Annotated in this window: 15 protein-coding genes; 7 read left to right on the top strand and 8 right to left on the bottom strand. The window is 73.3% G+C overall.

Annotation, left to right across the window (positions count from 1 at the left end):
• Nucleotides 1-13: 13 nt before the first annotated feature.
• The gene (locus tag JT362_RS20470) at nt 14-1,921 is read right to left on the bottom strand and encodes a glycoside hydrolase 5 family protein (RefSeq protein ID WP_260193056.1); all 1,908 of its coding nucleotides are present in this window, start codon (nt 1,919-1,921) and stop codon (nt 14-16) included.
• A gap of 145 nt (nt 1,922-2,066) precedes the next feature.
• A complete protein-coding gene (locus JT362_RS20465) occupies nt 2,067-3,149 on the bottom strand; it encodes an FUSC family protein (RefSeq protein WP_260193055.1) in 1,083 nt (360 codons plus the stop codon).
• 98 nt (nt 3,150-3,247) lie between these two features.
• On the opposite strand from JT362_RS20465, the gene JT362_RS20460 reads away from it, so the two are divergent.
• Both JT362_RS20460 and JT362_RS20455 read left to right on the top strand, forming a co-directional pair.
• A complete protein-coding gene (locus JT362_RS20460) occupies nt 3,248-4,018 on the top strand; it encodes an MbnB/TglH/ChrH family RiPP precursor modification enzyme (RefSeq protein ID WP_260193053.1) in 771 nt (256 codons plus the stop codon).
• Nucleotides 4,015-4,338 carry an SCO6045 C-terminal-like domain-containing protein gene (locus JT362_RS20455; RefSeq protein WP_260193051.1) on the top strand — a complete coding sequence of 108 codons (324 nt, stop codon included), beginning with the start codon at nt 4,015-4,017 and terminating at the stop codon, nt 4,336-4,338. The genes JT362_RS20460 and JT362_RS20455 overlap by 4 nt, the downstream gene beginning before the upstream one ends.
• On the opposite strand, the gene JT362_RS20450 is transcribed toward JT362_RS20455, so the two are convergent.
• Nucleotides 4,292-5,011, bottom strand: a complete 720-nt coding sequence (locus JT362_RS20450; protein ID WP_260193049.1) for a hypothetical protein — start codon at nt 5,009-5,011, stop codon at nt 4,292-4,294. The genes JT362_RS20455 and JT362_RS20450 overlap by 47 nt on opposite strands.
• The gene (locus JT362_RS20445) at nt 4,900-7,365 is read right to left on the bottom strand and encodes an NACHT domain-containing protein (protein WP_260193047.1); all 2,466 of its coding nucleotides are present in this window, start codon (nt 7,363-7,365) and stop codon (nt 4,900-4,902) included. The genes JT362_RS20450 and JT362_RS20445 overlap by 112 nt, the downstream gene beginning before the upstream one ends.
• 145 nt (nt 7,366-7,510) lie before the next feature.
• Between JT362_RS20445 and JT362_RS20440 the strand changes: the two genes are divergently transcribed.
• Complete coding sequence (locus JT362_RS20440; RefSeq protein ID WP_260193045.1) at nt 7,511-9,238, top strand: BCCT family transporter; 1,728 nt, start codon at nt 7,511-7,513, stop codon at nt 9,236-9,238.
• 20 nt (nt 9,239-9,258) lie between these two features.
• Here the strand turns inward: JT362_RS20440 and JT362_RS20435 are convergent, their stop codons facing one another.
• Nucleotides 9,259-9,663, bottom strand: a complete 405-nt coding sequence (locus JT362_RS20435; protein WP_260193043.1) for a VOC family protein — start codon at nt 9,661-9,663, stop codon at nt 9,259-9,261.
• A 71-nt stretch (nt 9,664-9,734) separates the two neighbouring features.
• On the opposite strand from JT362_RS20435, the gene JT362_RS20430 reads away from it, so the two are divergent.
• A complete protein-coding gene (locus JT362_RS20430) occupies nt 9,735-10,415 on the top strand; it encodes a TauD/TfdA family dioxygenase (RefSeq protein ID WP_260193041.1) in 681 nt (226 codons plus the stop codon).
• Here JT362_RS20430 and JT362_RS20425 read toward each other — a convergent pair.
• Together JT362_RS20425 and JT362_RS20420 are read right to left on the bottom strand one after the other, a co-directional pair.
• Nucleotides 10,408-10,971, bottom strand: a complete 564-nt coding sequence (locus JT362_RS20425) for a helix-turn-helix transcriptional regulator (protein ID WP_260193039.1) — start codon at nt 10,969-10,971, stop codon at nt 10,408-10,410. The genes JT362_RS20430 and JT362_RS20425 overlap by 8 nt on opposite strands.
• Before the next feature lie 32 nt (nt 10,972-11,003).
• Nucleotides 11,004-11,597 (bottom strand): helix-turn-helix transcriptional regulator, encoded by a 594-nt coding sequence (locus tag JT362_RS20420; RefSeq protein WP_260193038.1) that lies wholly within the window; start codon nt 11,595-11,597, stop codon nt 11,004-11,006.
• Between the two features lie 214 nt (nt 11,598-11,811).
• On the opposite strand from JT362_RS20420, the gene JT362_RS20415 reads away from it, so the two are divergent.
• The 3 genes from JT362_RS20415 to JT362_RS20405 all read left to right on the top strand — a co-directional run bounded on the left by JT362_RS20415 (nt 11,812) and on the right by JT362_RS20405 (nt 18,068).
• The gene (locus JT362_RS20415; RefSeq protein WP_260193036.1) at nt 11,812-14,820 is read left to right on the top strand and encodes a type 2 lanthipeptide synthetase LanM family protein; all 3,009 of its coding nucleotides are present in this window, start codon (nt 11,812-11,814) and stop codon (nt 14,818-14,820) included.
• Nucleotides 14,821-14,834: 14 nt separating this feature from the next.
• Nucleotides 14,835-15,056: a hypothetical protein gene (locus tag JT362_RS20410; protein ID WP_260193034.1), complete on the top strand. Its 222-nt coding sequence runs from the start codon at nt 14,835-14,837 to the stop codon at nt 15,054-15,056.
• Nucleotides 15,057-15,155: 99 nt separating this feature from the next.
• Nucleotides 15,156-18,068, top strand: coding sequence for a LuxR family transcriptional regulator (locus JT362_RS20405; RefSeq protein WP_260193032.1), 2,913 nt, complete (start codon nt 15,156-15,158; stop codon nt 18,066-18,068).
• Nucleotides 18,069-18,076: 8 nt separating this feature from the next.
• Here JT362_RS20405 and JT362_RS20400 read toward each other — a convergent pair whose 3' ends face one another.
• Nucleotides 18,077-18,238 (bottom strand): hypothetical protein, encoded by a 162-nt coding sequence (locus JT362_RS20400; RefSeq protein ID WP_260193031.1) that lies wholly within the window; start codon nt 18,236-18,238, stop codon nt 18,077-18,079.
• Between the last annotated feature and the right edge of the window lie 36 nt (nt 18,239-18,274).

Here is an 18,274-nt window from a genome sequence, read left to right as displayed (position 1 = left end):
TCGGGGAAAGGACTCAGGACTCGGGGGTCAGGTGCAGCACGCGGACCCCGTAGGGCTGCAGGGTGACCTCGTCCACCGGCGCGCCGCCGGCGAGGTCGGTGAGCTTGCCGCGCACCGCCGGGCGCACGGTCAGCTCGTCGGGCGACTGGCTGACCAGCCACACGAACCGCCGGCCGTCCCGGTGGGACAGTCCGCCGGCGTGCACCAGCGGGTCGGCGACGGTGACCGGGCGGTCGACGCCGGCGAGGTCGGCCAGCGCGTCGTAGATCGCGTAGGTGGGCTCCGGGTTGACCCGGGGCAGGGCCGCGGCCATGTGCTCCAGCGGATGGGTGCACAGCACGACCCGGCCGGCGCCGGTACGCCGTTGCAGCAGCACCGGGCGGCCGTGCGCGTCGACGGCCACGACCTCCGCCTCGGTGGGGCGCACCGGCAGGTAGGCGCGGTTGTGCTCGTCGCCGCCGGCCCGCACGCGCAGCTCGGTGCCCTCGGCGAGGGGGCCGAACGACCGGACGAAGCCGACGGTGACCTCGTCGTCGGTGATCGGGTCGACCAGGCCGTAGCGCAGCCCGTGCTCGACGCCGAACATGCCGTTGAGGTCGGCGTACCACGGCCCGCGCTGCACGCCGTTGCCGCCGGGGCTGTACGAGACGTACACCGTGGCGCCGTCCTCGGCGAGCCGGGCGAGGGTCCGCCAGGCGGGTGCGGTGAGCTGTTTGGCCGACGGCACCAGGTAGAGCGCCAGGCCGGGGGTGATGCCGTCGCGTTCGCGCAGCAGGGCGACCGGCAGGTCGGCGGCGCGGGTGGCGACGTAGCTCTGCCGCAGCACGTCGAACAGGTAGGTGCGGTCGGAGTCCTCGGTGAACGGGTACGCGTGCTCCAGGTAGGAGGGCACGACCAGCCCGGCCCGCGCGGGTGGGCGTGTGCAGCCGGGGAGGTCGACCCGGTCGAGGACGGCGGCGAAGTCGCGGACCTCCTCGAGCTGCGGCTTGGGGCGGCCGGCCGAGTCGGTGACGCCGAACCGCATCTCGAACGGGTGGTGGCGGTAGGGCTCCTGGTCGTACAGGTCGTCGAAGTCGGTGTTGTTCCAGGCGATCCAGCCGGTGGCGCCGGCGAGCAGGGTGTTGTGCAGGATCTGCCGGTAGTAGTGCCGGGCGTGCTCGGCGGAGACGAAGTTGTCGGTGACGCCGAACTCCTCCAGGACCACGGGCCGGTCGAAGCCGCCGGCCAGCTCGCAGACGAAGGCCGCGGTGAGGTGCTGGCGGACGACGTCGTTCTCCATCCGGTACACGTGCGGGCCGACGAAGTCGGTGATCGCGGCGAGGTCGCGGACGGAGAACCCGTTGTCCCGGCCGGTGACCTCGATGCCCCACGCGCCGTCGCCGACGGACACCGGCTGGGTGCCGCCGCCGGCCCGCACGGCCTGGACCATCAGCTCCGCCCACGCGGTCACGGTGTCCCGTGTGGACGGTTCGCCGTAGATGGGCATCTCGTTGGAGATCAGCCAGCCGGCGACGGCGTCGTGGCCGCGGAACCGCGCGGTCAGCTCCCGGACGTACCACGCCTGACGGGCGACCAGCCGGACGTCGGCGTAGAGGTCGCGGTCGCCGCGCCACGCCGGGTCCCAGTTCTCGCCGGACATGTGGCCGACGAGGAAGGTCGGCACGGTGCGCATGCCGGCCTCGGTGTGCCGGTCGAGGAAGTCGGCGTAGCGGGCGAGCAGGTCCTCGTCGATCCGGTCCGGTTCGGGCATGAAGTCGGGCCAGTAGAAGAACGAGCGGGTGAGGTTCATTCCGTGCTCGCGCAGCACGGCGAGTTCTCGGCGGATCAGGTCGGGGTCGTAGCGGCGCCACATCAGCGGGCCGCCGGCCCGCGACCAGAAGTTGGCACCCAGCCAGGGCCGGCCGTCGTTCAGGAGCATCATGCCTCCGCGCACGAGAACTGAACCGGATCAGTCACCGAACTGCGCCGACGAGTGATGCCCGTCACCATACGCGGAGGAATCCCCGAAAAACCATAGTCAGTTTCTCGGTGGCAGAACTGAAAAATTCAGTGAAGCGGTTCAGTGATCACGTGTTCAGGAGGGCCAACACGATCCGTTCGGCGGCCAGGACCAGCGCGGCGTGCGCGCTCCAGTCCTCGGGCGGCAGGTGGTCCGGCCACGGTGCCTGACGGGCGAGCGCGGACCGCAGCTCCCGGACCCGGCGCAGGGTCTCGCGCAGCGCGTCGTGGTCCACGTCGCAGTCCGACGGGTTCTCCCGAATCCGGTCGATCTCGGTCGCCAGTTCGTCGAGCACGTCGGCGAAGGGGCGATCGAACGCCGGGCCGGTGAGCGGCGCGGTGTCGTCCGGGTCGGCGGAGGCCACCAGGACCTTCGTGAGGTGCCGGGCCTGCTCGGCGATGTCGTAGAGCGTGTTGAGCACAGCGTTGCCCGGCTCCGGCCGGCGGCCGCGCAGGAGCACGCGGGGGTTGTACCAGGTGCTCTCCCGCCCCCGGCCGATCGCGTCGTCGGCCTCGCGCACGGCCCGGTCGAGTGCGACGGACTCCCGGTGCCACTCCCGGGCCCCGTCCAGGTCCCAGCCCTCCTCGCGCAGCCCGCTCGCGATCCGCCGGAGCAGGTCGACGATCTCACCGGCCGCGGTCTCCACCGCCTGGTCGCCTTCACGCAGCCGCATCGGCGGAAACACCAGCACGTTGACCACGACGCCGATCACCGCGCCGAGCACGCTCTCGCCGACCCGGGACACCAGGTAGCTGGGGTCGTCCGCGGTGCCGTAGGCGATCATCAGCAGGGCGACGACGCCGACCCAGATGCCGCTCGACCCGAGGCGGTGCCAGGCGCCGATCACCATGCCGACGAACACCGCCACGCCGAGCGCGGCCGGGCCGTACGGAACCAGCATGACCACCCCGAACGCCAGCACGACGCCGAGCGTCACGGTGAACACCTGCAGCGCCGCGTCCTTGAGCGACCGGAACACCGTGCCGCCGATCATGAACACGGCCGCGTAGGGCGCGATGAACGACTGCGGCTCGTAGAACTCCCGGGCGACCAGCCACGCGCCGACCGCCGCCACCGCCATCTTGGCCGCCTGCACGAGTCCCTCGCGTTCGCGACCGGTCAGATTCAGCAGGTCACGGAACCGACGCATGTCGAGCACGTACCCGTGTACGGCGCGCTCAACCGGATCATTCCGCCCGACTTCGGCCTCCCGATCGGTGACGATGGACACCCCGAGAAGGGAGTGCCATGAGCAACCCGTGGGGGCTCTCCGGCCCCGCGTTCCTGTGGCTGTACGCCGGCGGCCTCGTCGAGGTGCTGGCGGAGAACGTACGGCCGGGCGCGCTGCCGGAGTCGCTGCGGGTGCTGCGCGGGCGGGGCGTGCCGGTGGTGGCGCACGCGGTGTCGCTGTCGCTCGGCGGAGCGGAGGCACTGGACCACACCCGCGTCGCCCACCTCGCCGCCGTGGCGGAGGCGGTCGACGCGCCGCTGGTCAGCGAGCACGTGGCGTTCACCGGCGCGGGTGGGTTGGACTCCGGTCACCTGCTGCCGGTGCCGCGCACGAGGGCGGCCCTGGACGTACTGGTGTCCAACGTCCGCGCGGCCCAACGGGAGCTGCCGGTACCGCTGGCCCTGGAGAACATCGCCGCCCTGCTGGACTGGCCGGACGGCGAGCTGACCGAGGGCCGGTTCCTCGCCGAACTCGTCGAGCGCACGGACTGCCACCTGCTGGTCGACGTGGCCAACCTGCACGCCAACGCGGTCAACATCGGCACCGACCCCGCCCGCTTCCTGGACGAGATCCCGCTGGAACGCCTGGCCTACGTGCACGTAGCCGGCGGAGTCAACCACGACGGCCTCTACCACGACACCCACGCGCACGCGGTGCACCCGGAGGTGCTGGACCTCCTGGCCGAGCTGTGCGCCCGCGTCCCCCCACCCGGCGTCCTGCTGGAACGCGACGACGACCATCCGCCGGACGCCGAACTGGCCGCGATCCGCGCGGTCGTCGAGGCATGACCGCGCGCGACGAGTTGGCCGCCCGCCAGGCCGAACTGGTCCGGGCGCTGCTCGCGGGCGGTCCGGTACCCCCGGGCTTCGATCCGGACCGGATCCGCGTCGAGGCCGCCGCGCTGCACGCCAAGCGCCGCGCGGTCGCCGAGCGCCTGCGCCCCGACCTCGCCGACGACCTGGGCGAGGACTTCGGGACGCTGTTCGACACCTGGGCGGCGACCCGGCCACGCCGCGCGGGCGTCTCGTTCCGGGCCGACCTGGCCGACTTCGCCAGCTGGCTCAGCTCGCGTGGCCGCCGCCGACCGGCGCTCCGGCGGCGAGGATGATCGTCTCGGTGCTGGGTCCGCCGTCCTCGGCGCGCTGCTGCAGGAAGGTCACGCCGGCCGCGATCTCGTTGAACGTGGCGCGCAGCCGGTCGGCACCGTGTTCGCCGGTTTCGGCGGCGAGGCAGAGCGCGGTCAGCCGGAGTGCGGTCGCGCACTCGGCCGTGAGGGGTTGGTGCCAGGTGGTGAGCGGCGTGGCCGTCTCCTGGAACGCCTCGGCGACCCGCCCGGCCCACGGGTCGCCGAGTTCCCGCACGCCCGCGCAGCCCTCGCGGATTCGGTCGGCCAGGGCGTCGGCCAGGACCACGCACCTGGTGTCCGACGCACCCGCGGTCGCGACGAGTTCCTCGGACACGTCGGTGGCCCAGGCCGAGCCAGGTGTGCGCCGCAGGACGCGGCGTAGCGCCCTGGACAGTCCGACGCCCAGCACCTGGTCCAGTGCCGGGACGTAGCCGTCGCCGCCGGCCGCGGCGCGGACGGCCTGGTGCCGGTCGATCGGGATGATCCGGTCCAGGACGCCGTCGGCGTTCGCGGTGGCGTCGACCGCCGTTTCGAGCATGCGGGTCAGCGGGCGCTCGATGTCCTCGACGAGTCCTTCATAGTTCCGGACCAGGTCGTTGCGCAGCGAGGTGGCGAGGCCCTCGGCCCGCTTGTGGTCGATCGGTGCCGCCGGCACGAGGCGCCGGACCGCGGCCAGGATCCGCCCCAGCTCGGTGACGATGTCGTGGTGGCGCGCGTGTGCCGCCTGGAGCTCCTGGTGGAGGTGCCGCAGTCGGCGGCGGTCCCGACTCGGCTCGCGGTCGAGCGCCTTGTGCATCTCCTCGATGTACTCCTCGTCGATGGTCCAGGTCTCCAGCCGCGCGGGTTCAACCTGGCCACGGCGACCACGGCGCGGAGCAGCAGCAACCGGGCGACCGTCGGGACCGACCGCTCGATATCGTCGCGGACGTACCGGCGCAGGGTCGCTGCGTCAACTGTGTGCGGATGGTCGACATCGGCGGGTGCCCACAGTTCGGGCCGACCGTTCGTCGCCGTGGTCCACGCGCTGAGGCTCCGCGTGGTCAGTGCGCGCTGGACGGCCGGGTCGTCCAGGTCCGCACAGGTCGGCAGCCGGTAGCCGGGTTTCCCGTGGGTGATGTCGTTGACCCAGTGGACAAACGCGACCGCCTCGCGTGGCCGTACCCCGGTGACGGGGGCGTCGTCGTCGATCGCGCCGGTGCTGTCACCGCCGATGTCCTGTTGGTACAGCCGGTAGATCGCGAGCGGGATCGGTTTGGCGCAGACCACGCTGCCGGTGGCGGTCCGGATCGTCTGGTGGAGATGACGGGTGACCACCGCGCGGGTCAGGTCGCGGCGCTGTTCCGGTTCCGTATCCGGCGCCCGCAGGGTGGCCAACAGCTCGGTGAGTCGGTCCCGCAACTCGGGAGCCAGTTCACGACACTGGTCGGCACAGTCGAGGGCCAGCGACAACGCGGCGTTGCCGCCGGAGTCGAGGCAGGCCCACATGATCGGATCCGCGTCCGACATGGCGACATACAGCAGGGTCGTCTCCCGCCACCACACGTCGTCCACGGCGTCGACCAGCACTGTGGACAGTCCCTTGTCCCGGATGTGCGCGGCGGCGAGAAACTCCTGGAAGGTCTGGTGAGCGAAGGAGTACTGGTCGTTCTCGCGCTGGACGAGGATCCCGTGGGGACGGAGGTCGGCGAGGATCTCCGACGGGGTCAACTCGATCGACATGCGGTCGCGGACCTCCTCGAACTCGGCCAGCACGTCGTCGCGCGGAAGGTCGCTGACCCGCTGTCGCATCATCCCGAACGCGAGCCGGCGCAGCAGCACCTCCTTCTTGCGACCACTCAGGCCGACGTCGATCCGTCTGTCCTCCTGCTGCCGCCAGAGCATGACCTGGCAGATCTCGTTGTAGAGGTCGGTCCGGTCGCCGGGCAAGGCGCCCCGTTCCCGATGCACGGTGATGATCATGGTGAGCAGCAACGGGTTGACCGTCAGGTCGTAGAGCGCCGGCACGGCGCCCAGCCGTTCGAGCAGGTCGTCGGCGTGCCGGTCGGCCTGCTGGCGAACGATGTCCTCATGGGTACCTCGGGGAGCGGCGTGCCGCTCCGTCACGAGGCTCCAGCTCCGCACGAACCGGACGACCTGGTCGTCGGTGAACGCGCGGACCTGCAACACCCGCGCGCCCTCGATGTGCGTGTACCCGAGTGGCCGGGCGGTGATCACGTAGTCGTTGTCCGGATACTGCTGGATCTGCTGTTCGACCCAGTCGTGGACGATGGCACGGTCCGCCGGCCGCCCGACCTCGTCCAGGCCGTCGAACATGATCACGCAGTCGCCGTTGCGCAGCCGTTGTTCGAACCACCCGGGCGGCTCGTCGGCCACGAGCCTGCCCAGTCTGCTCCGCACCAGGTCGAGCAGCGTGACCTCCGGCGACGACACGATCCTGCCGACGTGGTCCCGCAGGAACAGAAGGATCGGCACGGTTCGTCGCGCTCCGGGACGCCTGCCGTGGCACAGCCGCCGCACGATGTGGCGCAGCAACGTTGTCTTGCCGCTGCCCGGCACGCCGAGAACGGCCAGGATCCGCGGTTCCGGGGTGTCGAGACTGTCCCAGACCGAGTGCCGCTCGGTCACCTCCGCCGGCAGCTGCCCGAGCACGCCCACCGGCACCTGGCTCGGTGCGCGGTGCGCCAGGCTCAGCTCGATGAAGACCTCGTCCAGCTCCGGGTGGTAGGCACCGACGGTGGCCAGGCCCTTGAGGTCGACGAAACGCGCCGTGGCGAGCATGAACTCGCGGTACCGCCGATCGAACGGGGAGAGCAGCCGCCTCATCCCGACGTCGATCCACCCCACGATGCGTGACTGCCAGAGCGCCCACACCTCCCGGCCGATGGCCAGCGCACCGAGCCCGGCGGCACCCAGTGCGGCGGCCCACTGGCCGGTGACGACCAGCACCACCGCACCAACCAGCAGCAGGAGGAGTACCACCGCGAGCGCGAGAATCCTGTTCCTTGCCATCGAACTGCGACGCCTCCCCATGCCCCCGGCGGAGTTCACGTCACTCTATGCTACCAAGTCGGTACCGGTCCCGGCACGAGAACGATCATCGATAACCCCGGGATCACCATGACCACTATTGTCATCGGCTGGGGGGTGCCGTCGCATGACCAGAAAGTCCGACGAACCCGGGGCGCGCAAAGGGTTCCTCGGCACGCTGAACTCCGATGTGGCGCCACGGGTGTTCTGGCCAGCGGCCGGTTTCATCGTCGCCTTCGTCGGCGTGGCCATGATCTGGCCCGAGGACATGTACCGCGCCATGATGGAGATCCAGGGATGGATCGTCAGATGGTTCGGCCCGTACTACACGGTGGTCGTCACGGGGTTCGTCGCGTTCTCCCTCTGGGTCGGACTCGGCCGTTACGGTGACATCAAGCTCGGCAAGGACGACGACGAACCCGAGTTCAGCCTCGTGTCGTGGTTCACCATGCTCTTCGCCGCCGGGATGGGAATCGGCCTGGTGTTCTGGGGCGTCGCCGAGCCGCTCAACCACCTGGCCGGCATTCCGAACCGGGCGTCGGGCGTCGAGATTATGGACGAGCAGGGCGCTCAGGCGGCCCTGGTGCAGACGTTCCTGCACTGGGGCCTGCACCCGTGGGCGACCTATGTCGTGGTCGGCTTGGCCATCGCCTACGCCGTGCACCGCAAGGGCCACCCGGTCTCGATTCGGTGGACGCTAAAACCGTTGCTGGGCAACCGGATCAACGGCTGGGCGGGCGACCTGGTGGACATCGTGGCCGTGGTCGGCACGCTCTTCGGCGTCGCGACCTCGCTCGGCCTCGGCGTCATCCAGATCGGTGCGGGGCTCAGCGTTCTCGACGTCGTCGGGGAGAACCCGGGGAATCTGCTGTACGTGGTGCTCATCGGCGCGATCACGCTGCTGGCTGTCGCGTCGGTGTTCACGGGTCTGAAGAAGGGCATCAAGCTGCTCTCGAACGTCAACATAGGCCTTGCCGGTGCCGTGTTGCTGTTCGTGTTGTTCGCCGGACCGACGCTGTTCCTCTTCCGGCACTTTATCCAGTCCATCGGGCAGTACCTGCAGGAACTGCTGCGGCACAGCTTCGACACCACAGCCATGCACGGCGACGCCGGTACCACGTGGCAGAGTTGGTGGACGGCGTTCTACTGGGCGTGGTGGATCTCCTGGGCCTCCTTCGTCGGCGTGTTCATCGCACGCATCTCGAAGGGCCGCACGATCCGCCAGTTCGTCGCCGCGGTACTGATCGTGCCGACCATGTTGACCCTGTTGTGGTTCACCGTGCTCGGCGGCACCGCGACGAACCACGAACTGTCCGACGAGGGCAGTCTCGTCGCCAGAGGCCCGAACGGCGGCGCGCTCCTCGACGCGAACGGCGTCAACATCTCGGTGGACAACGACAGCTCCCTGTTCCAGCTGCTGGAAACGCTGCCCGGCGGCACAATCCTCGCCGGCTTCGCGATCATCGCGATCGTGCTGTTCTTCGTGACCTCGTCGGACTCCGGTTCGCTGGTCGTGGACATGCTGGCATCCGGCGGCGACCCGAACCCACCGGTCTGGAGCAGGATCTTCTGGGGAACGGCCGAGGGCGTGGTCGCGGTGGCGTTGTTGACCGCGGGCGGAGAGTCCAGCCTGACCGCGTTGCGCTACACCGCGATCGTCATCGCGTTCCCGTTCAGCATCGTCATGCTGCTCATGTGCTGGGCGAGCCTCAGGGAGTTCAAGGCCGAACGCCAGCTGATGCACGCGATCCGGCTCAAGCATCAGCACGAGGAACTGACCGAACGCCTACGCGAGCAAGGACAGCTGAAATCCGACGATCGCGACATCTCGGACCCGACGACGTCTCGCGAGTAGCCGCTGGTCATGGAGCCGAGTCAGACCGACTGCTCGGCGATGAGCACGGCCCGCTCTGCCGTGCTGACCTCGACGCAGAACTCGTTGCCGGCCGGGTCGGCGAGGACGGCCCAGCCGCGGCCGCCCGCCCGGCGGTCGTCGACCATCGTGGCGCCCAGGTCGAGGAGGCGGGTGACCTCCTCGTCGCGGGGCAGGGACGGTTCCAGGTCGAAGTGGACGCGGTTCTTCGACGTCTTCGCCTCCGGAACGCGGACGAACAGCAGCGCGGGGCGGCCCTCCGGCACGTCGAGCAGCACCTCGTCGTCTCCGGGAGCGTCGTCCGGGTGTACCGGGAAACCCAGCACCTTGCCCCAGAACTCGCACAGGTCGTACGGCTCGTGTGGGGGCGCGGTGTCGACCGTGATGTGTCTCAGCAGGGAGGTCATCCGACGACCCTACGCGCAGGTCTGCGCGTTGTTCTCTCCCGCGTCGGTGGCCGGGCGGGCAGGCTGGCCGGGTGACCGAGCAGGGGCTGCCACACGTGATCACCGCGGCCACCGCCGGGACCACCGCGACCGCGTTCCTCGCCGTGGCGCGGGAGACCGTCCGGGCGCGGGTGCGCGAGTTCGGCGCGGTGCTGTTGCGCGGCTTCGACGTCGCGGGGGCCGACGCGTTCGCGCGGGTGGTGCGCGCGCTGTCCGGGACGCCGCTGCCGTACACCGAACCGGAGACGTCGGCGCGGGTGGAGGTCTTCCCCCGGCACGCGGACGCCGACCGGGACGTGTGGCCGCGCATCCTGGTCTTCCACTGCGTGCGACCGCCGGACACCCGGGGCGCGACGCTGCTGGCCGACACCCGGCGGGTCCTGCGCACGCTCGACCCGGCCGTGCGCGACGAGTTCGCCGCCCGGGGCTGGCGGGTGAACGGGTGCCGGCGCAGCGCGATCCTTCCGCACCCGGTGACCGGCGAGGCGGTCTGGTTCAACGACGTGCCGGCCGCACCCCGCTACGGCGACGGCGAGCCGGTGCCCGACGACGTCCGGGCGCATGTGCGGGACTGCTACCGCGCCGCGCAGCGCCGGGTCGCCTGGCACGAGGGCGACCTGCTGCTGGTCGACAACATGCTGGCCGCGCACGGCCGGGAGCCCTACACCGGGCGGCGGGACATCGTCGTGGCGGCGGCCGAGCCGGTCAGATGAGGCCGGCGCGCACCGCGCTGGCGACGGCGTGCGAGCGGTTGCGCACCTGGAGCCGGGCCATCAGGTCGTAGATCACGTTCTTCACCGTGTGCGCGGAGCAGGACAGCGTGCGCGCGATCGCCGCGTTGTCGTGGCCCTCGGCCATCAGCGTCAGCACGGCGGTCTGCCGGGCGGTCAGCGGCGAACGCGTCCTGGCGGGAGGTTCGGCGCCGCCGTGCAACAGCCCGACCAGGACCTCGTACGGCAGCCGTCCCTCGCCGTGCCGCGCCGCGTGCACCGCCGCGGCCAGCCGAGCGGGCTCCGATGCGGACTCGAGGACGGCGAGCGCGCCTGCCCGCAACGCACGCAGGGCCCCGGCCGAGTCGAGGGTGTCGGCCAGCACGAGCAGCGGCCGCTCCCCCGGCCGGCACGCGGCCAACGCCTCCGTGACGGTCGCGCCGGCGGCCACCAGCACCGCCCCGTCGACAGGCTCGGCGATCGACACGAAACCCGCCTCGGCGAGCCCAGGGACGGCCGCGCCGCGCAGACACACCGCCGTACCCACCGACGTACCCACAGCCGCGCTCCCCGACGCACCCAGCGACGTACTCACAGCAACCCCGCCCGCAGCGCGTACGCCACCGCGTGCGCGCGGTTACGCAGCCGGAACCGGGTGGTGATGCCGTGCACGATCCCGGTCACGGTGCGCGGCGAGTAGCTCAGTCGGCGCGCGATCTCGCTGGTCTCGTGCCCCTCGGCGACCAGGCGCAGCACCTCCCGCTCCCGTTCGCTGAGTCCCGGACCCACCGGTCCGGCCCGTGCGACGCCGTGCTCGAGCAGCCGGTCGAGCAGGTCCGGCGGCACCGTGCAGTCGCCGGCCGCGGCGGCCAGCACCGTGCGCGCCAGCCGGTCCGCGCTCGCCTCCCGCCTGCGCAGCAGGCCACGCGCGCCGGCGACGGTCGCGGCGAGGGCGGCGGTCGGCACCAGCTCGTTCGCCACCAGCACCACCTCTGGGCCGGCGGCCCGCAGGTCGCGCACCAGCCGGACCGCCGCGTCGTCCACGTCGTCCACCAGCACCACCGCCACCCGCGCGGACCCGACCGGCACCACCTCGACGTCCGGGTAGCCGTGCAGCGCGCTGGTCGCACCGGCCTCCAGCATCGGGTCCCGCGCGACGACGCCCACGCGCACCGGCTCTCCCATCTGTCCTCCTCACCGGCTCCGCCCCTGCCGCACCAGCCTCCGCCACCGGCCACCCGTCCCGCATCCGGTCCGGTCCCCCACATTTCCGGATGCCATGAAGGGCGCTCAGCCTCTCGAAGGTCACCTTCAGGGCATCGGGCGTGGGTGTGCGGAAACAAATGTGGGGGTGCGACACCCATGACCGGGCGCCCGCGTTCTGGCAACGTCACGGACCGTGAGCCCAGCGACGCGGACCGAGGCGAGACCGGAGGCCGGTGCCCTCAGCACGGTCCTCGGCGACCCCGTCTGGTGGGCTCCCGGCCTGGCCCCGCACGAGCGCGGCGCCGCACCGGCCGCCGGCGGCGCGGCCGGTGGCGGGACGGAGGACCCGGCCGGCGACCCCGCGTTCGCCATGCGCCTGACCGACCTCGGCCTGACGGACGCGCAGCTCTCGGCGTCGCCGGCCGCCCTCGCCGCGCGCGTTCCCCAGCCGGCCTGGGCCGCGCTGACCGAACGCGCGGTGGCGGCCGCCGTACCGGCGCGGACCGTGCCGGCGGACTGGCGGGCCGCGTTCGCCCGCGTGCTGGAGCCGTTCGTCGCCGAGGCCCGGGTGCGGGTACTGGCCGCCGCGGGCCAGCACGTCGACCTGCCGAGGGTGGCCGAGGGGATCGGCAACGCGCTCGGCACGCGCCTGGTCGACACCGCCGCCCGCACCCTGGTCACCGAGCTGCACCGGTGGCGCGACCGGCTCGACGGCGCCGACGGGCACGCCCGGTTCGCCGACTTCGCCCGCCGCCTCACCGACCCCGCCGGGCTCGGCGAGGTGCTCGCGCGGTACCCGGTGCTGGCCCGGCTGCTCGCCCAGGACACCGCGACCACCGCCGCCGCGACCGTCGAACTGCTCGACCGGCTCCGCGCCGACCGGGACGCGCTCGTCGGCACCCTCCTCGACGGCACCGACCCCGGGCCGGTGATCGGCGTGGTCCCGGCGCGCGGCGACCGGCACGCCGGCGGGCGTTCGGTCACCTTCGTCGATTTCGCGGACGGCAGGCGCGTGGTCTACAAACCGCGCGACCTCGGCCCGCAGGTCGCGTTCGCCGGTCTGCTCGCGTTCCTCGACCCGCACCTCCCGCCCGGGCTCTGCCCGGCGACCGCGCGGGTGCTCGCCCGCCCCGACTACGGCTGGGTGGAGCACGTCGCCGCCGAACCGCTGGCCGACCGGGCCGCCGCCGACCGGTTCTACCGCCGGCAGGGCGCGCTGCTCGCGCTGCTGCACGCGGTACGCGCGACCGACGTGCACTACGAGAACCTGATCGCGCACGGCGACCAGCCGGTGCTCGTCGACCTGGAGACCCTGTTCCACCCCGGCCTCGCGCCCGGCGGCAGCGGCGACCCGGCCGCCGACGCGCTCGCCGCGTCGGTGCACCGGACCGCCCTGCTGCCGCTGGTGTTCGTCGGCGAGGGCGGGGTGGCCGACCTGTCCGGCCTCGGCGGCGACCACGGCCACTCACCGTCCACAGTGGTCGACTGGCTGGACGCCGGCACCGACCGGATGCGGCTGACCCGACGCCCGGCGGAGATGTCCGGCGCGGCGAACCGCCCCCGGATCGGCACGAGCGAGACCGACCCCGGCGACCACGAACCCGCGCTGCTCGCCGGGTTCCGCCAGGCCTACGACGCGATCGCCGCCCACCGCACGGAGCTCGCCGACCTGGTGGCCGGGTGCGCGGACCTCCGGGTGCGGGTGGTCACCCGGCCGACCTGGATGTACGCGACGCTGCTCGACGAGACCACCCACCCCGAGGTGCTGCGCGACGCCGTGGACCGCGACCGGGCGCTGTCGGTGCTGTACCCGGGCCGCGCGGGCGACCCGCTGCTCGCCCAGTTGCTGCGGCACGAGCTCGCCGACCTGTGGGCGGGCGACGTGCCGATGTTCACCGCCGCCGCGGGCGACGGGCGGCTGCGCACCGCGACCGGTGAGCCGCTGCCGGTGCCGCTGCCGGTCGCCGGGCTCGCCGCCGCGCGGGACACCATCGCCGCGCTCGGCGAGGTCGACCGCCGCGACCAGGAGTGGGTCGTCTCGGCGACGCTGGCCACCCGCCGGCCCGCGCCCGTCCACCCGGCCGCTGCGCCGGTGCCGGGCGACCCGGCCGGCACCACCGCGCACCCGGACGAGCTACTGGCGGCGGCGTGCGCGGTCGCCGACCGGATCGTGGCCCGCGGCGTGGTGTCGGACGGGCGGGTGAACTGGCTTGGGCTGGAGGCGGTGGAGGGCCGGCAGTGGCTGCTGCTGCCGCTCGGCGCGAGCCTGGGCAACGGGTACGTCGGCGTCGCGGTGTTCCTGGCGCACCTGGCCGAGGTCACCGGCATCGCCCGGTACGCCGACCAGGCCAGAGCCGCGGTCGGTGGCGCGCCCGCGTTCGTCTCCGCGCTGGCCACCCGCCCCGACCTGGTGGCCGCGATCGGCTGCGGCGGTCTGCACGGACTTGGTGGCATCGCCTACGGCCTGGCCCGCCTCGGCACCCTGCTGGACGACCGCGCCCTCACCGACGCGGCCGCCCGCGCGGTGTCCCTCGCCGGCACGGCCGCCACGCCGGCGTCCGACCCCGGCTGGTCCACCGGCCTCGCGGGCTGCCTCGCCGCCACCACCGCGATCCACACCGACCTCGGCCTCCCCTCGGCGGCCGACGTCGCCCGCACCTGCGCCACCCACCTGACCACGTGGACCGAGACCGGCTCCGCTCCCCCTGGCTTCGCCGACGGCCTCGCCGGCATCGGCTGGGCACTCACCCGCTTCGGCCCCGACCCCATCCACCGCACCACCGGCCACCGGATCGTCGCCACCACCACGCCCGACCCCGACCCCACCGCCGAACCCGGCTGGTGCTCCGGCGACGCGGGTCTCGCGCTCGCCGCCGGGCGGCCAACCGCGCCGGGCCCGGTCCGGCTGGACCTGAGCCTGTGCCACGGTGAACTGGGCGTCACCGAGGTCATGCTCGCGAGCGCCACCGACCGCGACGCCCCCGCCGCCCGCGAACTGCGCCGCCGCGCCGGGCTCGTGCTGGAGGTGCTGCGCCGGCACGGCCCCCGCTGCGGCGTGCCCGGCGGCGTCTCCTCGCCCGGTCTGCTCACCGGGCTCGCCGGGATCGGCCACGGGCTGCTCCGCCTGGCCTCACCCGCGCGGGTGCCGTCCGTCCTGCTCCTGGAACCCCACCGACCCCTGTCCGTCCCGCACCCGAGATGAAGGAGAGCCGTCCCGTGCCGAACCAGATCCCCGCCTCGCCCGAGGAGTTCGACGAGCCGGCCGGCCGCATGCGCCTGCTGCCGACCACCGAGTTCGCCGCCCGCGCCGCCGCGCTCACCACCGTCGCGCTGCCCGTGGCGATGCTCGCCGCGAGCCTGACCGCCGGCGTGCCGGCCAGCGGCGCCGAGGACGTCACCGCGTTCAACACCACCTGCTGCCCACCCGGAATCGCCTAGTCGCGATGCCCTGAACGACCCGGTCGGGACGCGCGATGTCCCGACCGGGTCGTTCAGGGCATTCCTTGCCGGCTTCCCGGCTCGGTAGCATCACAGCTCGTGCGGCACCGTTCGACGAGTCTGGTCGGCCGGGACAGCGAGCTGCGGACGCTGGAGCGGGCTCTGGCCGCGGCCAGAGCGGGCCGCGGCGGCGCGGTGTTCCTGGTCGGCGAGAGTGGCATCGGCAAGTCCCGGCTGGCGGCGGCCGCCACCGAACTCGCCTACACCGCCGGCATGGGCCTGATGCGCGGCCGGGCCAGCTCCATCGGCCCGAGCGCGCCGTTCCGCCCGCTCACCGAGGCGATCCTGTCGCTGCTGCGCGCCGAGCCGGTCGAACCCGCCGACCTCGGCCCGTACGGCCCGATCCTCGGCAGGCTGGTGCCCGACTGGGGCACGCCCGGCCAGGACCGCGACGGCGAGTCGCTCGTGGTGCTCGCCGAGGCGGTGCTGCGGCTGACCGGACGCGTCGGGCGCGACCGAGGCTGCCTGGTCAACCTCGACGACCTCAACGAGGCCGACCCCGAGACCCTCGCCGTGGTGGAGTACCTGGTCGACAACGTCGAGCTGCAGCCGACGCTGCTGGTCGGCGCCATCCGCGACGAGGACTGCGCCGCCCGCGCCCTGGCCGACGCCGCCGCTCGCCGCGGCTGCTGCGAGCTGATCCACCTCGACCGGCTGCCCCGCGCCGACCTGCGCCGAATGGCGGGCGCGTGCCTGGACGCCGACCCGGCCGGGATCCCGGACGCCGCCGTCGACCTGCTGTGGGCCGGCAGCTCGGGCAACCCGTTCCTGGCCGAGGAACTCGTCACCGCCATGGTCGACGACGGCGTCCTGGTCGCCGACGGCACCTCGTGGCGGCTCACCGGCGACGCGGGTGCCGTCCTCACCACCGGCCTGGCGCGCCCGCTGGCCCGCCGGGTCGCCCAGCTCGGGCCCCGGTCCCGGGAGCTGCTGTCGGTGGCCGCCGCGTTCGGCCCCCGGTTCCCGCTCGCGGTGGTGCAGCGGGTCACCGGCCTGTCCGACCGCGACCTGCTGAGCCTGCTGCAGGACGACCTCGCCGGGCAGCTCGTCGCCCCGGACGAGCAGACCGCAGACTGGTACGCCTTCCACCACCGGCTCAGCCGCGAGGCCGTGCTCGCCCAGCTCGACCGGCACGAACACGAGCGGCTGGCCGGCGCGCTGGCCGACGCCGTCGAGGTGGTGCATCCCGGCCTGCCCGGTGAGTGGTGCGAGGTGGTGGCGGCGCTGCGGGTGGACGCGGGCGACCGGGGCGCCGCCGGCCTGCGCTACACCGAGGTCGGCCGCCGCGCGCTGGCCCTCGGCGCGGCCACCTCGGCGGTGGCGCTGCTGGACCGGGCACTGGAGTACCTGCCGCCGGACGACGTCGCCGCGCGGGCGGAGGCGCTGGAGCTGCTGCTGCACGCGCTCGCCGAGGCGGGCCTGGTGGAGCGGGCGCTGGCGTCGGTCGGTGAGCTGGCCCGGGTCGGCGGCGTCACCGCGCGGCGCCGCGCCACCCTGCACACCCGGCTGGCCTGGGCGGCGACGGTCGCCGGCCGCAGCGACGACGGCCACGAGCAGGTGCGGCTGGCCAGGGCGCTGCTCGGGCCGGACGCCTCCGCCGAGGACCTGGCCCCGGTCGACGTGGTCGCCGCGCACCTGGCGCTGGACGTGGCCGGCCAGGACCAGCTGGCGGCGGCGGAGCGGATGGCCAGGCAGGCGGCGGAGGTCGCCGAGCGGGTGCCGCTGCCGGTGGTGGCCTGCCAGGCGTTGCAGCTGCTCGGCGGGCTGACCCGGCACCGCGACCCGGACGAGGCCACCGCGTTCCTGGAGCGGGCGCGGGCGCTGGCGGTCCAGCACGAGCTGCCGATCTGGGAGATCCACGCGCTGATCCGGCTGGGCAACGACGACGCGCTGCGGCACGGCGACCTGGCGCGGCTGGAACGGGCCCGCGAGGTCGCCACCCGGGTCGGCGCGGTCACCGCGCAGTACCAGGCGGAGGCGAGCATCGCCCTGCACTCGGTGCTGCACGGCGACTTCACCCGCGCCGCGTCGCTGGCCGGCCGGGTGCTGGTGTCGACGACACGGCTGCGGCTGCTGGAGACCACCCAGTACGTGCTGCTGGTGCGGGCGGTGCTGGCCGGGCACCGGGGCAACCGCAAGGAGATGGACGCCGCGCTGGCGGAGTTCGAGCGCTGGCAGGGTGACCTGACGTTGCACGCGCCGAGGGTGCACGGCCTGGCGGCGGCGTTCTGCGCGCTACTGGAGGAGGACCGGCCGCGCGCGCTGTCCGAACTGGAACGTGCGGTGTCCAGTGAGGACAACGGGTCGAGCGTGTACTTCCTGTCCGGGCGGCACGGCATGCACGTCCTGCTCACAGTCCTGTATGGACAGTCTGGGTGGGCGGAGCTGGAGGCGGTGACGGTCAACCCCGCGAGCGCGCTGCGCTGGGACCGGCAGTTCACGCTGTTCGCGCAGGCGGTGCTGCTCGGCCGGGAGAGCCGGGTCGACGCGGCGTCCGCCTCGGTCGCGGAGGCGCTGGACGTCGGCGAGCCGTACGCGACGAGCCGGCACCTGGGGCTGCGGCTGGTGGGCGAGGCGGCGCTGGCCGACGGCTGGGGCGACCCGGTGAGCTGGCTGCGCACCGCCGAGGACCACTTCCACCGCACCGGCGTGCCCGCGGTGGCCGGCGCGTGCCGGGCGTTGCTGCGGCGGGCCGGGGCGAAGGTCACCCAGCGTCGCAGCGGCACCGACGAGATTCCCGCGGTGCTCCGGTCGGCCGGGGTGACGGCGCGGGAGTTCGAGGTCCTCGGGCTGCTCGTCGGCCGGCTGGGCAACCGGGAGATCGCCGACCGCCTGCACCTGTCGCCGCGCACGGTGGAGCGGCACGTCGGCAGCCTGATGACCAAGACCGGCCTGCCGAACCGGATCGCCCTGGGCGAGTTCGCCGCCGACTTCGTCGACGGCGCCGCCTGAGTCGCCGCCTACTCCACGGCGCTCCGGAAGAAGGCGACGATGGACTCGAGGCCGTCCCCGACCCAGCCGAAGATCGTCTGCACGCCATCACCCAGCTGGGTGGGGTGAACGACCAAGGTGTAGATCAGGACGGCCGCCGCCACGAGCAACAGAACCTTCTTGGGTTTCATCCGCGCCTCGACTCGCCCTTTCCCGGCACACCGGAC

Origin of the sequence: Actinophytocola gossypii (assembly GCF_025165815.1) — a bacterium.
In the GTDB taxonomy this organism is placed as follows: Bacteria; Actinomycetota; Actinomycetes; order Mycobacteriales; family Pseudonocardiaceae; genus Actinophytocola; species Actinophytocola gossypii.
This window is presented reverse-complemented; position numbering and strand designations above follow the sequence as displayed.